Here is a 17,874-nt window from a genome sequence, read left to right on the forward strand (position 1 = left end):
GAATACCCACCTTGCCGACAAACACCAGGAACCCCGAAGAGAGGTAGGCCGCAAGGCTTGCTTTCTCCTGCATTTTCATACTCCACCTCCCCGGCGTGGGGGAATAAAAAAGCCTGCTGGGCGAACCATGCAGGCTTTGGACTTACCAATAAAAAACCGGAGCAGCTGTTAAAGCATACTCCGGCATCTTTCGGAAATTTAGCGCATTATAGCTGCAGAGGCAATGCTCTATTTGCCATCTTGTTCATCAACTTCCTTTGATTTTTCATGCTTCCCACAAATTGGCAAATCAGCCAATAGAGGTCGTATTCCCCTTCGCTGATATTCATTAGGATCAAATGGCATTTGCATTCCTGTAGTATCTTCAACGATTGCGTGATCTATGGAGCCATCTGAAAGCACTTTTTTGCATATACCTATGTAATTTGTCATATATCCCTTTCTCCTTTCCATCTAGTTTATGAGTAGATTATCAATACTTAGCTTCTTCAATTAGTCGATTAGAAAGTAAAGTTGTAGCCAAAGACTCTTCAACATACAACCAGTCCATGCACCGCTTCACTAGGTCAGCATATTGCCCCGCCCAATCGCCAGCGGCAACCTCAGCCCCTATGATGGGGGGACCGCCCCCCGCTACGTTCCATGAACAGCGCTCATTGTCCGAACGCCTATACCGGGCCCAAGGGATCAATACGCAGCACCTACTGCGCCACAAGAGCCAACAACAAACCGATCGGTACAATGACGATCGCGGTCAAGATTGGTTAACAATTTCGCCAAACGGGAGTGAGCAGCGGTGAATTTATTGTTCGTTATTTGTGCAATTTTACTGAGGGATATTACTGGGATTTTACTGAAGAACTTTCGCTGGGAGGAAATACCCCACGAAAGCATTAGCCACCGTGGAGTATTATCAGTCAAACGGGATTACATGTGTTTAACGATAGCGTCGCCAAACTCTGAACATTTCAGCAGTTTAGCACCATCCATCAGGCGTTCGAAGTCGTAAGTCACGGTCTTGGCAGCGATAGCGCCTTCCATGCCTTTAACGATCAGGTCAGCAGCTTCGAACCAACCCATATGGCGCAGCATCATCTCAGCGGACAGGATGATGGAACCTGGGTTCACTTTGTCCTGGCCAGCATACTTAGGTGCAGTGCCGTGGGTAGCTTCAAACAGCGCACAGTCGGAACCGATGTTGGCACCAGGGGCAATACCGATACCGCCAACCTGAGCTGCCAGAGCGTCGGAGATGTAGTCACCGTTCAGGTTCATACAGGCGATCACGTCGTATTCAGCCGGGCGCAGCAGGATTTGTTGCAGGAAGGCGTCGGCGATCACGTCTTTAACCACGATCTCTTTACCGGTGTTCGGGTTTTTGATTTTCAGCCATGGGCCGCCGTCGATCAGTTCACCACCGAACTCTTCACGTGCCAGTTCGTAGCCCCAATCCTTGAAGGCACCTTCGGTGAACTTCATGATGTTGCCTTTGTGAACCAGCGTCACTGAATCACGATCGTTGGTGATCGCATATTCGATGGCCGCACGAACCAGGCGTTTGGTGCCTTCTTCGGAACAAGGCTTAACGCCAATACCGCACTGCTCTGGGAAACGGATCTTCTTCACGCCCATTTCGTCACGCAGGAACTTGATCACTTTGTCGGCTTCTGCAGAACCCGCTTTCCATTCGATACCGGCGTAGATGTCTTCGGCGTTTTCACGGAAAATCACCATATCGGTCAGCTCAGGCTGCTTAACCGGGCTTGGTGTGCCCTGGTAATAACGCACCGGGCGCAGACACACGTACAGATCGAGCTGCTGGCGCAGTGCTACGTTCAGAGAACGAATACCGCCACCCACTGGCGTAGTCAGTGGGCCTTTGATCGCTACGCGGTAGTCACGAATGAGTTCCAGTGTTTCTTCCGGCAGCCACACGTCTTTCCCGTAAACGTGGGTGGATTTTTCACCGGTATAGATTTCCATCCAGGAGATTTTACGTTCGCCGTGGTAGGCCTTTTTAACCGCTGCATCCACCACGTGGATCATGGCAGGAGTAACGTCAACGCCAATACCGTCACCTTCGATGAACGGGATGATAGGGTTATGCGGAACAACCAGTTTACCCTGGGCATCAACCGTAATCTTTTTACCTTCTGCCGGAACAACTACTTTGCTTTCCATCAACCTCTCCTTTCTGTCTTCAAGCGCAATTTTTGTTAATGCTTTGTAAGATGCGTGTCAATACTACTTGAATATTCAGCTCGCGCCAATCCGAAACGGATTAGGCTATAATGCGCTTAACATTCGAAATCGCAAAGACCATGACTAAATTCTCTGTTAAAAATCACCAAGTTAAACGATTCAGCCGCAGTAAACCCGCAGCACGCCAGAAATCCCAGGCGCCGCGGCGAGTGGTTATCTTCAACAAACCCTTTGATGTGTTACCACAGTTTACCGACGAAGCCGGCCGCGTCACTCTGAAAAAATTCATTCCTTTCAGCGATGTTTATGCCGCCGGGCGGCTCGATCGCGACAGCGAAGGCTTACTGGTGCTGACCAACGACGGAAAGCTACAGGCGCAGCTAACCCAGCCTGGCAAACGCACCGGTAAGATTTATTATGTGCAGGTGGAAGGCGAACCCCAGGAGAGCGATCTGGCTGCATTGCGCCTTGGCGTTACGCTGACCGATGGGCCAACCCTGCCCGCCGGAGCGGAGCTGGTCGAAGAACCAGAATGGTTATGGCCACGTACTCCACCCATCCGCGAACGCAAGACCATCCCCACCAGTTGGCTGAAAATCACGCTCTACGAGGGCCGAAACCGCCAGGTGCGTCGCATGACGGCACATATCGGCTTCCCTACCCTGCGCCTGATTCGTTACAGTATGGGCAATCTTTCCCTGGGGAGCTTGCAACCTGGGGAATGGCAGACCGTCGATTCACTATAAGGAACCGCCATGTTTAAGCCGCACGTCACCGTTGCCTGCGTGGTTCATGCCGCCGGTAAATTTTTGGTGGTCGAAGAAACCATCAACGGTAAAGCCCTGTGGAATCAACCGGCCGGCCATCTCGAAGCGGATGAAACGCTGGTCCAGGCCGCCGAGCGCGAGTTGTGGGAAGAAACCGGCATCCGCTCCACGCCGCAGTCTTTCCTGCGGATGCATCAGTGGATCGCACCAGACCGCACGCCGTTTTTGCGCTTCTGCTTTGTGATTGAGCTGGAGCAGCCGCTGCCCACCGAGCCGCAAGACGATGACATCGACCGCTGTCTGTGGCTGACCGCCGAGCAGATCCTGGAAGCTGAAAACCTGCGTTCACCGCTGGTGGCCGAGACGATCCGTTGTTATCAGCAGCCGGAACGCTACCCGTTGTCGCTGGTTGCCAGCTTTAACTGGCCGCTTTAACGGCAAATAAGGGCCGTGCGCGCAGGCGGCCAACGTGGTAAAATCCTGCGCTTGTTTTTTATCGCACAGTACGTGTTCAAGTTCGTGAGATCCCCATGTCAGACAACAGCCAGAAAAAAGTGATCGTCGGAATGTCCGGCGGCGTCGACTCTTCCGTTACCGCCTATCTGTTACAACAACAGGGCTATCAGGTCGCTGGGTTGTTCATGAAGAACTGGGAAGAAGACGACGACGAGGAATACTGCTCAGCCGCCACCGATTTGGCCGATGCGCAAGCCGTCTGCGACAAGCTGGGCATCGAGCTGCATACGGTGAACTTCGCAGCGGAATACTGGGATAACGTGTTCGAGCTGTTCCTTGAAGAGTACAAGGCAGGCCGTACCCCTAACCCGGATATCTTGTGCAATAAAGAAATCAAATTCAAAGCGTTCCTGGAGTTTGCGGCTGAAGATCTGGGGGCGGATTTTATCGCTACCGGTCACTATGTCCGCCGCCAGGACGTGGACGGCAAAAGCCGCCTGCTGCGCGGCGTCGACGGTAACAAAGACCAAAGCTATTTCCTGTATACCCTGAGCCACGAGCAGGTCGCACAAAGCCTGTTCCCGGTCGGTGAGTTGGAAAAGCCAGAGGTACGCCGCATTGCGGAGCAACTGGAACTGGTTACCGCCAAGAAAAAAGACTCCACCGGTATCTGCTTTATCGGCGAGCGTAAATTCCGCGACTTCCTGGGCCGCTATCTGCCAGCACAGCCAGGCCCAATCGTTAGCGTCGACGGCCAAACCATCGGCGAGCACCAGGGCTTGATGTACCACACCCTCGGCCAGCGTAAAGGCTTGGGCATCGGCGGTATGAAAGACAGCAGCGAAGATCCGTGGTACGTGGTTGATAAAGACGTCGCCAACAATATTCTGGTGGTCGCTCAAGGCCACGAACATCCGCGCCTGATGTCTATCGGCCTGATCGCCCAGCAGTTGCATTGGGTGGATCGCCTGCCGTTGACACAACCTCTGCGCTGTACGGTTAAAACCCGTTATCGCCAGCAGGATATTCCCTGCACCGTGACGCCGCTAGATGCCGAGCGCATCGAAGTCCGCTTCGACGAGCCGGTCGCAGCCGTCACCCCAGGCCAATCCGCCGTGTTTTATCAGGGCGATATCTGCCTGGGCGGCGGCATTATTGAACAGCGTATACAGGAGTAACCGTGGCGAAGAATTATTACGACATCACGCTGGCCATGGCCGGGATTAGCCAAGCTGCCCGTCTGGTACAGCAGTTGGCGCACGAAGGGCAAATGGATGGCGAAGCCTTCCATACCTCACTCAACAGCCTGTTGCAGATGGATCCCCCTTCTACCCTGGCGGTGTTCGGCGGCGAAGAGCGTAACCTGAAGATGGGGCTGGAAACCTTGATTGGCGTACTCAACGCCAATAACAAAGGCCCGGCTGCCGAACTGACCCGCTACACCATCAGCCTGATGGTGCTGGAGCGCAAGCTGAACGCCAACAAAACGGCGATGAATACGCTCGGCGAGCGCTTGAGCCAGTTGGAGCGTCAGTTGGCGCATTATGAACTGGGTTCAGATACCATCATCAGCGCCCTGGCCGGTATCTATGTCGATGTCGTGGCACCATTAGGGCCGCGTATTCAGGTAACAGGTTCACCCGCCATCTTGCAAAATCCGCAGGTGCAGGCCAAGGTTCGTGCCACCCTGCTCGCCGGTATTCGTGCCGCCGTGCTGTGGCAGCAGGTTGGCGGTAGCCGCCTGCAGTTAATGTTTTCCCGTAATCGTCTGCTCAAGCAGGCGCAAAATATCGTTGCTCATTGTTAAACTTCCCAGGAGTTGCTACCGATGGAATTATCCTCACTGACCGCCGTTTCCCCCATTGATGGACGCTACGGTGATAAAGTCAGCGCACTGCGCACCATTTTCAGCGAGTATGGCTTGCTGAAATTCCGCGTGCAGGTTGAAGTACGTTGGCTGCAAAAACTGGCCGCTTGCGCAGAGATCAAAGAAGTTCCCGCTTTTGACGCCGACGCAAACGCTTACCTCGATAAGATCGTCGCAGAATTCAGTGAAGAAGACGCCCAGCGCATCAAGACCATCGAGCGCACCACCAACCACGATGTGAAAGCGGTGGAATACTTCCTGAAAGAGAAAGTGGAAGCGGTACCCGCTCTGCACGCCGTGTCCGAGTTTATCCACTTCGCCTGTACCTCTGAAGACATCAACAACCTGTCCCACGCACTGATGCTGCATACCGCGCGTCAGGATGTGGTGTTGCCGCACTGGCGCAAGATCATCGAATCCATCAAAGGGCTGGCGCTGGAATATCGCGATATTCCCCTGCTGTCCCGTACCCATGGTCAACCCGCTACCCCGTCTACCGTGGGTAAAGAGTTTGCCAACGTGGCCTACCGGATGGAGCGTCAATATCGCCAGCTAGAGCGCGTTGAGATCCTCGGTAAAATCAACGGCGCGGTGGGCAACTACAATGCCCACATCGTGGCCTATCCGGAAGTGGACTGGCACCGCTTCAGCGAAGAATTTGTCACCTCGCTGGGAGTGACCTGGAACCCGTACACCACCCAGATCGAACCGCATGACTATATCGCCGAGCTGTTCGACTGTGTGGCACGTTTCAACACCATCCTGATCGACTTTGACCGTGATATCTGGGGTTACATCGCCCTGAACCACTTCAAGCAAAAAACCATTGCCGGTGAGATCGGTTCTTCCACCATGCCGCACAAGGTTAACCCGATCGACTTCGAGAACTCCGAAGGCAACCTGGGCTTGGCTAACGCGGTGCTGGGCCATCTGGCTAGCAAACTGCCGGTTTCCCGCTGGCAGCGTGACCTGACGGACTCCACGGTGCTGCGTAACCTGGGCGTGGGCCTGGGCTATGCGCTGATTGCCTATCAGGCCACCATGAAAGGCATCAGCAAGCTGGAAGTGAACCGTGCGCACCTGCTGGACGAGCTGGATCACAACTGGGAAGTGCTGGCCGAGCCGATCCAGACCGTGATGCGCCGCTACGGCATCGAAAAACCGTATGAGAAGCTCAAAGAGCTGACCCGTGGCAAGCGCGTGGATGCGGCCGGTATGCAAACCTTTATCGATAGTCTGGAACTGCCGGAAGACGAGAAAACCCGCCTGAAAGCCATGACGCCAGCAAACTACATTGGCCGCGCCACCACCATGGTTGACGAGCTGAAGTAAGCGTCTTCCCTTGTATCTTTAAAGGCTCTTTAGTTACCCGCCCAAGGGCGGGTAAACTTTAACCGAGCTGAGCCTGCCCCCACAGCCAGATCACCTATGAAACAACAAGCCGGCAAGATCAGCGACCCTACGCAGCGAAAAGATTATCTTGCCGTTTTATAGTGAGCTATCTGTGAAACGCCGCCCTTTATGGTAGAAAACTCGATCGTGCTCACCGATTGGTCTTAGTACGCGGCAGGGAACGCCCGCAGCAACCACGTCTGCAGGCACATCCTTGGTCACCACGCTTCCAGCACCAATAACGCTGTTACGACCAATGGTAACGCCAGGGTTAATGATGACCCCACTCCCAATCCAGACATTATCTTCAATGGTTACGGGCAAAGAAAACTGCTGGCCGGTAATACGCACCGCAGGATCCACCGAGTGCCCCGTGGTAGATATCGTGACATTCGGTGCAATCATCACATTATCGCCAATCTGGACCTTACCGTCGTCCACCACAACCAGATTAAAGTTGGCATAAAAGTTTTCCCCAATAGCGATCTGGCTACCATAGGCAACATGCAGTGGCGGCTCAATCCAAAAGTTCTTGCCAATCCTTCCCATCAGTTGTTGGATCAGCGCTTCACGTTTTGTCCGCTCTGAAGGCCGCGTATGATTAAAGTCATAAACCAATTCTTTTCCGCGCAGGCGCTCTTCTGCCATACCTTCATCCATATCAGTGTATAAACACCCACTGGCTAACTTTTCCCGTTGCGTCATCATCGCATTATCCTTGTCGTTGACTATGCCATATCCCTTACGGCTTCAGGTTCACGTTTAAAAGCTGACAGCGGCCCACGCCCCGACAAAGTGAAGACTGATATCAGAGTAAACGTTAGCGCAATAAGCCCCAGAATAAGGTAGGTTCCGTGGAAGCCGACTTTTTCATACATATTCCCGGCAAAGACCGACATAAACATGATGGCTAATTGTTTAAAGAAACAGAAGCAAACCAGATAAATAGTGGCAGAGAAACGCACCTCAAATACCGAAGTGATATATTTAAAACAGCCGACGATCAGGAACGGAATTTCAAACATATGCAAGGTTTTCAGAATAACCACTTCTAACGGCGTAGAGGCAAATGAAGAGCCGATAATACGTATAGACATGATTAGCCCCGCGAGCAACAGCGCATTTTTTCCACCGATACGATTCACAATGAGCGGTGCAAAAAACATGATTGAGGCATTCAGCAACTCCCCCATCGTGGTGACATAACCAAAAACACGCGTTCCTTGATCGGTAGAAGAGAAGAACGAAGTGAAAAAGTTGGCGAATTGCTGATCAAACACATCATAGGTACAGGAAACGCCTACCACGTACAGGGCTAAAAACCACAGTTTTGAGTCTTTCAATAATTCGAACGCCAAGCGTAAATTAAATGGCTTGGTGTTAGCGCCCAATTTGTCAGCAACCTGGGCGGTACTGCCGGTTTCAGGCTTGGCGATAAGTAACAGGATCGCCAGTATCACGGCACAACCAGAGCCTAACCAGAATACAAATTCGTTGTTGATGGTAAACATGATGCCAACCACAGAGGCACACAACGCCCAGCCCACACAGCCAAATAAACGCGCGCGGCCAAATTCAAACGAGCTACGGCGGCTTACTTTCTCTATATACGCTTCAATAGCCGGCGCACCTCCGTTATAAATGAAGCCAAGATAAATCCCACCCGCAATGGAGCCTAAAAAAATATTGGTGCGTAGTAACGGGCCAAAAACATAAATAAAGAACGGCGCAAACAACACCAGCATCCCTGTGATTATCCACAGCAAGTGTTTTCTCAACCCCAGCTTATCCGACAGCAAGCCAAATATCGGCTGAAACAGTAATGAGAAGAAGGAGATGCTGGCAAAGATAATGCCGGTATCGCTTTTACTGACCTGGTTGATGTCATGCAACCAGATAGGGAAAAACGGAAAATAGGCGCCCATGATGAAGAAGTAGAAAAAGAAAAACAGCCCAAACATCCAGAAGTTAGTGTTTTTTAAATAGTACATGCGAACTCCTTGTGCAAAACCCAAGCGCGTTTGAGTTCATACTCAAGTACGCGACATTATTTATATTTTCATCAGGTAGGAGATAGATACTTTTCCGTATTTTAAATACTCGAGTTGCGGGAAGGTGCTAAACCCACTCCCCCAGTCACATAGATAACCATATGACTGGGGTAAACAAGTGCAAATAAGAATCCATCCTGTGATGAATAAGTATTATCCGCCGTACTGCCAAACCAACTTATAGTTATAGTGCTCAGCATCCAAGATAAAATCTGGGCGCACACTCGGGCTCCATGAGTCATCACCGCCGACCCCCATATGGAAACCATCTATATTGACCCAAACCCCCTGCTCCGCACGCAACAAATGGTTATGCGAGGTATCAGCCAATTGTTGCTGGCCATATTGGCTGAGGCCAAAGTGGAAATCCCCCTGCCACTGCCAGTGGCCAAAATTCAGTTGCCGAGTATTGCAACGCAATCCATTCTCCGTTGGGAAAATGTATGGCGTATGTAGCTCAGAAATCGGTAACGTCCACCGCCCAAGCTGAGCGGAAAGCTGGCGGTCAGGGTAGTTTTCGTGTGGGCCTAACCCCAGCCACGATGCGCGTTCAGCAACCTCCGCAAGTTGGCAGCTCAAGCCAATCCGCGCCGGCGCTGGAATTCCATGGGCTACATCAACGTTGACATCAATATGCAGTTTACCCAGGCGGTTAATCAAAAAGGTCTTGCGGCTGATAAACATGATGTTGTTTTGGTAGGTATAAGCATGGGCTGTGCGGATCTGCACGCCTTGGGAAATCGCATCAACTTCACATTGCAGTAGGCGCGTTTCTAGCGCGTACATACCAGCTCTCTTCCAACGTTCTACCCATGCATTAGGATCGATGTGAGTGGTATCGCTCACCCCAATGTCATTATCAAGCGGTGCGCGGGTAAAGTTGTCGCGTAACGGCGTCAACAGAGCAGCTTTTTCATCCTGCCACCACTGTTCAAGCAAACCGGTTTGCCGATTGAACTGCCAGCGCTGTGTCCCCCACTCAATGCTGAAAGCGTCATTATGCTCGTTCAACCGAGGTGACTGCGCCTGAACGTCACTGTGGTCGGTTGGTAAGGTTAATGGTCGAGATAAACGCCACTGGTCCCAGGCACAACGATGATGTTCTTTAGACCATGCTGTTGCCTTGATTTGGCGAACCTCCACGTTCAACCACAGCTCACCGCTCTCTTTCAGCTCGGGAATGTCACCCAGTACGATTCTCTGCGTACCCTGCGCCGCTAATGACAGTTCAACCTCGCCCTGTGCAATAGCTTTCCCGTCCAAGGCTACATTCCAATAAAGCCGCTCGTTATCGCTGGTACGGAATAAATACTCACTGTTCACTTCAATCGTTAACGGCTGCTGTTCGAGCATTTGGAACTGATAAAACTGCTGGGCACGTTGTGCTTCAAACAGTGCCGGGTGCGGACTGCGATCGGGGAATACCAACCCGTTTAGACAAAATTGGCGGTCATTAGGCGTATCACCGAAGTCGCCGCCGTAGGCCCAGTATGATTGACCATCATCGGCAAGACGCGTCAGACCTTGGTCGACCCAGTCCCAGACAAAGCCCCCCTGCAGTCGCGGATGTTTACGAAAAGCCTGCCAATAACGATCAAAACCGCCAAAGCTATTGCCCATGGCATGGGCGTACTCGCACAGGATCAGCGGACGCTGTTCGTCGGGTAAACCGATCCACTTGCTGATCGACCATTTGGGTACCGCTGGGAAGGATTGATCCTGCTCAACCCTTGCGTACATCGGGCAGATAATATCCGTTGCGGCTGTGTTGGCTCCGCCGCCTTCATACTGTACCGGACGGGTAGGATCCTCGCTTTTTATCCAGCGGTACAGAGCATCATGGTTGCCCCCATGGCCAGATTCATTGCCCAATGACCAGATGATAATACAAGCGTGGTTACGGTCACGCTGCACCATGCGCGTAACTCGCTCGCTCATGGCGGGTAGCCAGAGCGGATCGTTGCTTAGCCGGTTCATCGGCTGCATGCCGTGGGTTTCAATATTAGCCTCATCCACTACATACAGGCCGTAGCGATCGCACAGCTTGTACCACAGCGGGTGGTTCGGATAATGGGAACAGCGCACAGCGTTGAAATTATGCTGCTTCATCAGCAGGATATCCTGACGCATGGTGGCTTCATCCATGACTTGACCATGCTCTGGATGGTGCTCATGCCGGTTGGTGCCACGTATCAATAGCGGCTGTCCGTTAAGCTTTAGCAAGCCGTTGCTGATCTCAATCTGTCGGAAACCCACATCATAGGCTTCAGCCTCCACCAATTCACCGGTTGGGGAGAGCAACTTGACCACTGCACGATACAGTGCTGGCGTCTCTGCACTCCACAAGGCGGGTTGATCCACCGACAAACGCAGAGTCGTGCGCTCATCATAAGCGCCGCGCTCATCGATAATCTCGCTGCCGAAGTCCTGCATTTTCTCGGCGATCAGAGCATCTTTACGCCACAGTTGCACCTGCACCCGGTGTTGTTGTGGCTGATGAGCTCGCACCTCTACCACCAATTCCCCTCGGCGGAAACTGTCGCTTAATGGCGTGGTAATAGTGATATCGCTCAGATGAGTGGCGGGTTTATGCAACAGGCTGACATCGCGAAAAATCCCGCTCATGCGCCACATATCCTGATCTTCCAGATAACTGCCGTCGCACCAGCGTAATACCATCACCGCCAGCCGGTTTTCCCCTGGAACCAAAACATCGCTGAGATCGAATTCAGCAGGTAAACGGCTGTCTTGTGAATAGCCAACCCAGTGACCATTGCACCACAGATAAAACGCAGAATTGACACCGTCGAAAATAATCCGGGTCTGCCCCTGCGATAGCCACCCATCATCGACATTAAATGTGAGCGAATAACATCCTGTAGGATTTTCTACCGGGACGAAGGGTGGGTTAACCGGGATCGGATAGGTGACGTTGGTATAAATCGGTGCGTCATAGCCTGCCAATTGCCAGTTTGACGGCACCTGTATTTCATCAGCGTTATCCAGATCGCTCTGTAGCCAGGTCTCCGGCACCCGTTCTGGCTGACTAAAATAGCTAAACTTCCAGGTCCCATTTAATGAAACAGACTGCGCTGAAGCTCTATCTTCTCTGGCATCTTGCTCATTGCGCCAGCTTTGAAATGGCGGGTGTACTGGTAGGCGACGGTATTGCGTACAGGCAGGATTTTCCCAGTCTCGACGAGATAAAACAGCGCTGAGTGATTTCCCTGTTTGAGATGCGTTCATGCTTCCCCTCCAAAATGTTATACGCTCACAATTAACAATAAAATGAACAGTACGTGTAGAGGTGTAAAGCAAATATCCTTGGGAAAGCGAGGTCAGTCACAAATTAAGCTCAGGGATCGCAACCGATCCCTGGCGTTGGCGGCTATTTTCCCTCGAGCGCGGAGATTTGGCGTGCGATACGCAGCAACTCCTGAGATAAAGTTTGCAGCGATACCTTCTCTTGATTCATAACCGCCGTTGTATGCCTTTGCACCAGACTGGTCGTCAAACGCAAAGAACCGGCATGAGGCACATGTCGCTCTTCCAGGCACTGAACCAGGCGTTTAACGCTTTCCTGCCCCAACATCCGAAAGTCCTGCTTAATGGTTGTCAGCGGGGGGTAATAATAAGCACTGTCTTCAGTATCATCGTAACCCACTACCGACATTTGCACCGGAATTTGCAACCCATACTCCTGCAGAGCACGCAGCACGCCTAACGCCATTTGATCGTTGGCAACCAATATCGCCGTTGGGTGTTTCGGCAAGCTCAGGATCTGCCCGGCAAGCTGATAACCGGAAGCCGCACTCCAATCGCCATGGAGTACCGAACAAGGCTTCAACTGACACTCCGCTAACGTAGTCAGCCACCCCTGATAGCGCAAACGCGCCGAAATCGAGACCAGCGGCCCGGTAATCAGTGCTATATCACGATGCCCAAGAGCAACGACATGTTCTACCCCTTGACGAGCCCCCTCATAGGGATCAAAAAGAATGCTGGAGACATCAGAATCCGGGTCGACGTCCAAAAACAGCGCAGGCACCTTGCCACAAACTTGTTCAATAGCGTGAGAATCTTCAGCGCAGAGAGAAACATTAATCAGTAATCCATCCACCCGCTGCGACAACAACTCATTTATCGCAGTGCGACAGGCCTGAACGCTAAGATCTTCAACCATGGAAATCACCACGTTAAATCCCATCTGGTTCGCCTGCGTTTTAATTGCCGAAGCGATTTGGGAAGGTGCGTGCAGCGCTAGTTCGGTGGTCGCCAGCCCTAGCGTAAAACTCTGTTTACCTGCAAGTTGCTGTGCGACACGGTTTGGTACGTAATTCAACGCAGCCATTGCTTGCTCGACCTTCGCGCGGGTTTTACCCGAAACGTGTTCAGCACGATTTAATACCCGCGACACGGTTTGATACGACACTCCGGAATAGTCGGCGACGTCATTCAGCGTGACAGATTTAGGCTTCATACAGTTTCTCGCGTCGATTAATTCAAAGAAATCAAGCTAATGAGTGTTAATCATAGCAGCTTAAGAAGCTATTCAACCAGGCATTATTGGCGGCACGGCCTGAAGGTATTGATTTCAGGCCTTCGGGCATATAAAACGTGAACCCGTAAATCCCGCAACCCTTATTTTTTACTAAAAACTAATGAAAGTTCGCCGACATCACTTACAATGCCAGATAACGAAGTTTGCCGTTCAGGCTGTGAGATAAGGATAGATATGGCAACGCTGAAAGACATCGCGGCCGAAGCAGGAGTTTCATTGGCGACGGTCTCCCGGGTTTTGAATGACGATCCCACGCTCAACGTCAAAGAAGAGACCAAGCATCGCATTCTGGAAATTGCCGAAAAGCTGGAATACAAGACCAGCAGTGCCAAAAAGCATCTGACTAACGCGGTGGTACAACATCACGTGCTAGCGCTGTACAGCTATAAGCAAGAGATGGAAATCAACGATCCTTACTACCTTTCCATCCGTCACGGCATCGAAACCCAGTGCGAGAGGTTGGGAATTGAACTCACCAACTGCTACAAAAACAACCAACTGCCGGATCTGAAAAAGATCACTGGTGTGCTGATCGTCAGTAAACCTGCGCCTGAGATCCTGCGTAAGGCAGCGGCGTTAACCGACAACATCTGCTTTATTGATTTTAATGAGCCCGGGTCCGAATACGACTCGGTGGATATCGACCTGACAAAAATCAGCAAAGAGATCATCGACTTCTTTATTGAGCACGGGGCCAAACGCATCGGTTTTATCGGCGGTGCCGATGAGCCGAATAAAGCGGATATCCGCGAAGCGGCCTTTGTAGAATATGGGCGGCTGAAAGGCGTAGTCCGCGAGCAAGATATCTACCGTGGCGATTTCTCTAGCGCCTCCGGCTATGAGCTGGCGAAAAAGATGCTGGCAACCAAGGATTACCCTTCCGCACTGTTTGTCGCCTCAGACTCCATTGCCATTGGGGTGTTACGCAGCATTCATGAGCTGGGGTTGAAAATCCCACAGGACATCGCCCTGATCAGCGTGAACGATATCCCGACCGCGCGTTTTACCTTCCCACCACTTTCTACCGTGCGTATCCACTCGGAAATGATGGGGATCCAAGGGGTCAACCTGCTGCTGGAGAAATTCCGTGATGGCCGCACCCTGCCGCTGCAGGTCTACGTACCCAGCAAGTTAAAACTGCGTGAAACCACCAAGTAACCTGACGACTCAATTCTCGCCATGTAGGGGCGCCGTATGTGCGCCCGCTAAAGCACCTATCTCGCATCCAAATACCTAATTATTAGTAAAAAATACTAATAATTACGAGGTTTTTTACTTCGGAATCTGTCAATTTCTGCCACTACTCCTCGCCTACCACGCCAATTTGCCATTCCTTTAACCCGATCACAGATCCACCAGCGCATCGGGCATAAAGCGTGATCGAGTTAAAGCAATACAAAACATCGGCTATATTTTAGTAAATGTTTTACTAAAATCCATTCCAAGCATTGACGCATTCCATGCCAAGACTGCGAACTACAGCATTCAGACCAGGAGAGATGACGTGAATAATTGGGAAAACTTTCAACACCTGCATGAGAACCGAATGGCCCCCCGCGCCTACTTCTTCTCATATGACTCGCTTAAGCGTGCCCAAACCTTTCAGCGCGCCCTCAGCAGCCACTTTATGGCACTCAGCGGCCAATGGAGCTTTAACTACTTCACCAACCCGCTGCTGGTGCCCGAAGACTTTTATTCACAAAGGATGACTGACTGGGGCCAGATCACGGTACCCAACATGTGGCAAATGGAAGGCCACGGCATCCTGCAATACACCGATGAAGGCTTCCCCTTCCCGATCGATGTCCCTTTCGTGCCGACAGACAACCCGACCGGTGCTTACCAGCGTAGCTTTACACTTGGTGAACAGTGGAGTGGAAAACAGACCATCATCAAATTCGATGGGGTCGAGACCTATTTTGAAGTGTACGTCAACGGCCAGTATGTCGGCTTCAGCAAGGGCAGCCGCCTGACCGCCGAATTTGATATCTCCGGTTACGTGCACTCCGGGGAAAACCTGCTCGCCGTGCGCGTTATGCAGTGGGCGGACTCGACCTATATTGAAGATCAGGATATGTGGTGGACAGCTGGCATCTTTCGCGATGTCTATCTGGTGGGCAAAGAGCCGGTTCACGTGCAGGATCTGACCGTTCGCACCGATTTTGCCGATGACTACCAAAGCGCGACCCTGTCTTGCGCACTGGAGATCGAAAACCTGTCCGGCGCACCGCTAGCAGACTACGTGGTCGAGTATGCCCTGTTTGATAACGATAACCTCCTGGCGCAGCAGTGCCTAGGTGCACAAACGCAGACCCATTTTGCTATCAATCTGGCCAATCCAATCCAGTGGTCAGCGGAAAACCCTTATCTCTATCAGCTGTTTATCACGCTTAAAGACCAAAGCGGTACCGTATTGGAAGTGATCCCTCAGCGCGTCGGGTTCCGCGATATCAAGGTGCGTGACGGACTGTTCTACATCAACAACCAGTATGTGATGCTGCACGGCGTCAACCGCCATGATAACGACCATTTGAAAGGCCGTGCGGTAGGCATGGATCGCGTCGAAAAAGATCTGATCCTGATGAAACAGCACAATATCAACTCGGTACGTACCGCCCATTATCCTAACGACCCGCGCTTTTATGAGCTGTGCGACATTTACGGGCTGTTCGTGATGGCCGAAACCGACGTCGAAACCCACGGTTTTGCCAACGTGGGCGACCTGAGCCGCATCACCAACGATCCGGCCTGGGAAACGGTATTCGTCGATCGCATCGTGCGCCACGTTCACGCGCAGAAGAACCATCCGTCGATCGTGATGTGGTCGCTGGGCAATGAGTCCGGTTACGGTTGCAACATCCATGCGATGTACCATGCCACCAAGGCCATCGACGATACCCGCCTGGTGCACTACGAAGAAGACCGCGACGCCGAGGTGGTGGATATCATTTCCACCATGTATACCCGTGCGCCGTTGATGAACGAGTTTGGTGAACACCCGCACGCCAAACCACGCATCATCTGTGAATACGCGCACGCCATGGGCAATGGCCCCGGCGGCCTGACGGAATATCAGAACGTGTTTTACCAGCACGATCATATTCAGGGCCACTACGTTTGGGAGTGGTGCGATCACGGCATCCTGGCGCACGATGAGCAAGGCCTGGCGTTTTACAAATACGGCGGCGACTTCGGCGACTATCCGAACAACTACAACTTCTGCATGGACGGGCTGATCTTCCCGGATCAAACCCCAGGGCCGGGCCTGAAGGAGTACAAGCAGGTTATTGCGCCGGTGAAAATCCGTGCGCTTGAGCCTCACCTTGGCACCTTCCTGGTCGAGAACAAGCTGTGGTTCACCAATCTGGATGATTACACCCTCACCGCCGAAATCCGCGCAGAAGGGGAAACGCTGGCAACGCGGTCTCTGCGGCTGAAAGATTTGGCAGCCAACTCTTCACGGGAAATCCGCCTTGAACTGCCTGAACTGGATGAGCGCGAAGCCTTTGTGAACTTCACCGTGCGCAAGAATTCCAGCACGCTGTACAGCCCGGCCAATCATGATATCGCGGTGTACCAGTTCCAGCTCAAAGAGAACACTGCACAAACAGAAGCCTATACCAACCTCAACGCCCTGCCTCTCCGGGTAGCGGAAAGCCGCCTGGCATACTGCATCAGCGGCCTGGACTTTACGCTGACCTTCTCCAAGGTGAACGGCAAGCTGACCTCCTGGATGAGCTACGGGGAAGAAATCATCGCCTCTGCTCCGGCGTTAAGCTTCTTCAAGCCGATGATCGATAACCATAAACAGGAGTATCAGGGCCTGTGGGAACCCGCTCATCTGCAAATCATGCAAGAGCACTTCCGCACATTGGACGTCGTTCAGGCCAATGGCCGCGTTGAAATCACCGTGACCAGCATCATCGCCCCGCCGGTCTTCGACTTCGGCATGCGCTGCTGCTACCGCTACCAGATCAATGCCGAAGGCCAGCTCAACGTGGAACTCAGCGGCGAGCGTTACGGCGATTACCCGTACGTGATCCCGGCCATCGGGCTGGATATCGGCATTAACGGCGGCTTTGATCGGGTGAACTACTATGGCCGCGGCCCGGAAGAAAACTATCAGGACAGCCAGCAAGCCAACCTGATCGATATCTACCAGACCACGGTGGCCGAGATGTTCGAGCACTATCCGTTCCCACAAAACAACGGTAACCGCCAGCATGTGCGCTGGGCCGCGCTCACCAATCGTCACGGTACCGGTCTGCTGGTCAAACCGCAGCAACCGATCAATTTCAGCACCTGGGAGTACACCAGCCAGAACCTGCATCAGGCGCAGCATACCAATGAGCTGCAACCAAGTGGATATATCACCCTCAACCTTGACCACCAAGTGATGGGGCTGGGTTCCAACTCCTGGGGCAGCGAAGTCCTCGACTCCTACCGGGTTTACATGGCGCCATTCCGCTATGGCCTGACCCTGATACCGCTGCAAGCGAGTGACGTCAGCGCCCAGGCGCTGGCCAACCATGACTTTGCCAATGACTTCTTCACTCCAACCACCAATGAGGCCTGATC

13 protein-coding genes and 1 pseudogene are annotated in these 17,874 nt (G+C 52.4%); 8 read left to right on the top strand and 6 right to left on the bottom strand.

The genetic code is table 11. From position 1 onward, the window contains the following. Window positions 1-228 precede the first annotated feature (228 nt). Window positions 229-432 carry a hypothetical protein gene (locus tag N6G83_RS16045; protein WP_211136537.1) on the bottom strand — a complete coding sequence of 68 codons (204 nt, stop codon included), beginning with the start codon at window positions 430-432 and terminating at the stop codon, window positions 229-231. Window positions 433-617: 185 nt separating this feature from the next. On the opposite strand from N6G83_RS16045, the pseudogene N6G83_RS16050 reads away from it, so the two are divergent. Continuing rightward, a pseudogene (locus tag N6G83_RS16050) lies at window positions 618-800 on the top strand (integrase); the annotation flags it as partial. Between the two features lie 127 nt (window positions 801-927). Here the strand turns inward: N6G83_RS16050 and icd are convergent. Continuing rightward, window positions 928-2,181 carry an NADP-dependent isocitrate dehydrogenase gene (icd, locus tag N6G83_RS16055; RefSeq protein ID WP_211136281.1) on the bottom strand — a complete coding sequence of 418 codons (1,254 nt, stop codon included), beginning with the start codon at window positions 2,179-2,181 and terminating at the stop codon, window positions 928-930. 140 nt (window positions 2,182-2,321) lie between these two features. On the opposite strand from icd, the gene rluE reads away from it, so the two are divergent. The 5 genes from rluE (at window position 2,322) to purB (ending at window position 6,624) form a co-directional block, all read left to right on the top strand. Continuing rightward, complete coding sequence (gene rluE / locus N6G83_RS16060) at window positions 2,322-2,948, top strand: 23S rRNA pseudouridine(2457) synthase RluE (protein WP_065686209.1); 627 nt, start codon at window positions 2,322-2,324, stop codon at window positions 2,946-2,948. 9 nt (window positions 2,949-2,957) lie between these two features. Next, a complete protein-coding gene (locus tag N6G83_RS16065; protein WP_065685947.1) occupies window positions 2,958-3,404 on the top strand; it encodes an NUDIX hydrolase in 447 nt (148 codons plus the stop codon). A 95-nt stretch (window positions 3,405-3,499) separates the two neighbouring features. Beyond that, complete coding sequence (gene mnmA, locus N6G83_RS16070) at window positions 3,500-4,603, top strand: tRNA 2-thiouridine(34) synthase MnmA (protein ID WP_021178255.1); 1,104 nt, start codon at window positions 3,500-3,502, stop codon at window positions 4,601-4,603. 2 nt (window positions 4,604-4,605) lie between these two features. Beyond that, entirely contained in the window at window positions 4,606-5,232 is a 627-nt protein-coding gene (hflD, locus tag N6G83_RS16075; RefSeq protein WP_021804670.1) for a high frequency lysogenization protein HflD, read from the top strand. Window positions 5,233-5,253: 21 nt separating this feature from the next. Beyond that, entirely contained in the window at window positions 5,254-6,624 is a 1,371-nt protein-coding gene (gene purB, locus N6G83_RS16080; protein ID WP_024529948.1) for an adenylosuccinate lyase, read from the top strand. Window positions 6,625-6,780: 156 nt separating this feature from the next. Here purB and N6G83_RS16085 read toward each other — a convergent pair whose 3' ends face one another. From N6G83_RS16085 to N6G83_RS16100, 4 genes are all read right to left on the bottom strand, one after another. Beyond that, window positions 6,781-7,389, bottom strand: coding sequence for a maltose acetyltransferase domain-containing protein (locus tag N6G83_RS16085; protein WP_248006665.1), 609 nt, complete (start codon window positions 7,387-7,389; stop codon window positions 6,781-6,783). A gap of 23 nt (window positions 7,390-7,412) precedes the next feature. Further along, window positions 7,413-8,675: an MFS transporter gene (locus N6G83_RS16090; protein ID WP_074032135.1), complete on the bottom strand. Its 1,263-nt coding sequence runs from the start codon at window positions 8,673-8,675 to the stop codon at window positions 7,413-7,415. A gap of 213 nt (window positions 8,676-8,888) precedes the next feature. After that, window positions 8,889-11,981 (bottom strand): beta-galactosidase, encoded by a 3,093-nt coding sequence (locus N6G83_RS16095; protein WP_211136279.1) that lies wholly within the window; start codon window positions 11,979-11,981, stop codon window positions 8,889-8,891. A gap of 142 nt (window positions 11,982-12,123) precedes the next feature. Next, window positions 12,124-13,215: a LacI family DNA-binding transcriptional regulator gene (locus N6G83_RS16100; RefSeq protein ID WP_065685944.1), complete on the bottom strand. Its 1,092-nt coding sequence runs from the start codon at window positions 13,213-13,215 to the stop codon at window positions 12,124-12,126. A 255-nt stretch (window positions 13,216-13,470) separates the two neighbouring features. On the opposite strand from N6G83_RS16100, the gene ebgR reads away from it, so the two are divergent. Beyond that, on the top strand, window positions 13,471-14,454 hold the full coding sequence (gene ebgR / locus N6G83_RS16105; protein WP_211136278.1) for a transcriptional regulator EbgR: 984 nt from the start codon (window positions 13,471-13,473) through the stop codon (window positions 14,452-14,454). A gap of 346 nt (window positions 14,455-14,800) precedes the next feature. Continuing rightward, a complete protein-coding gene (gene ebgA / locus N6G83_RS16110; RefSeq protein WP_211136277.1) occupies window positions 14,801-17,872 on the top strand; it encodes a beta-galactosidase subunit alpha in 3,072 nt (1,023 codons plus the stop codon). Window positions 17,873-17,874 lie beyond the last annotated feature (2 nt).

Source organism: Serratia sp. PL7, from assembly GCF_945957435.1.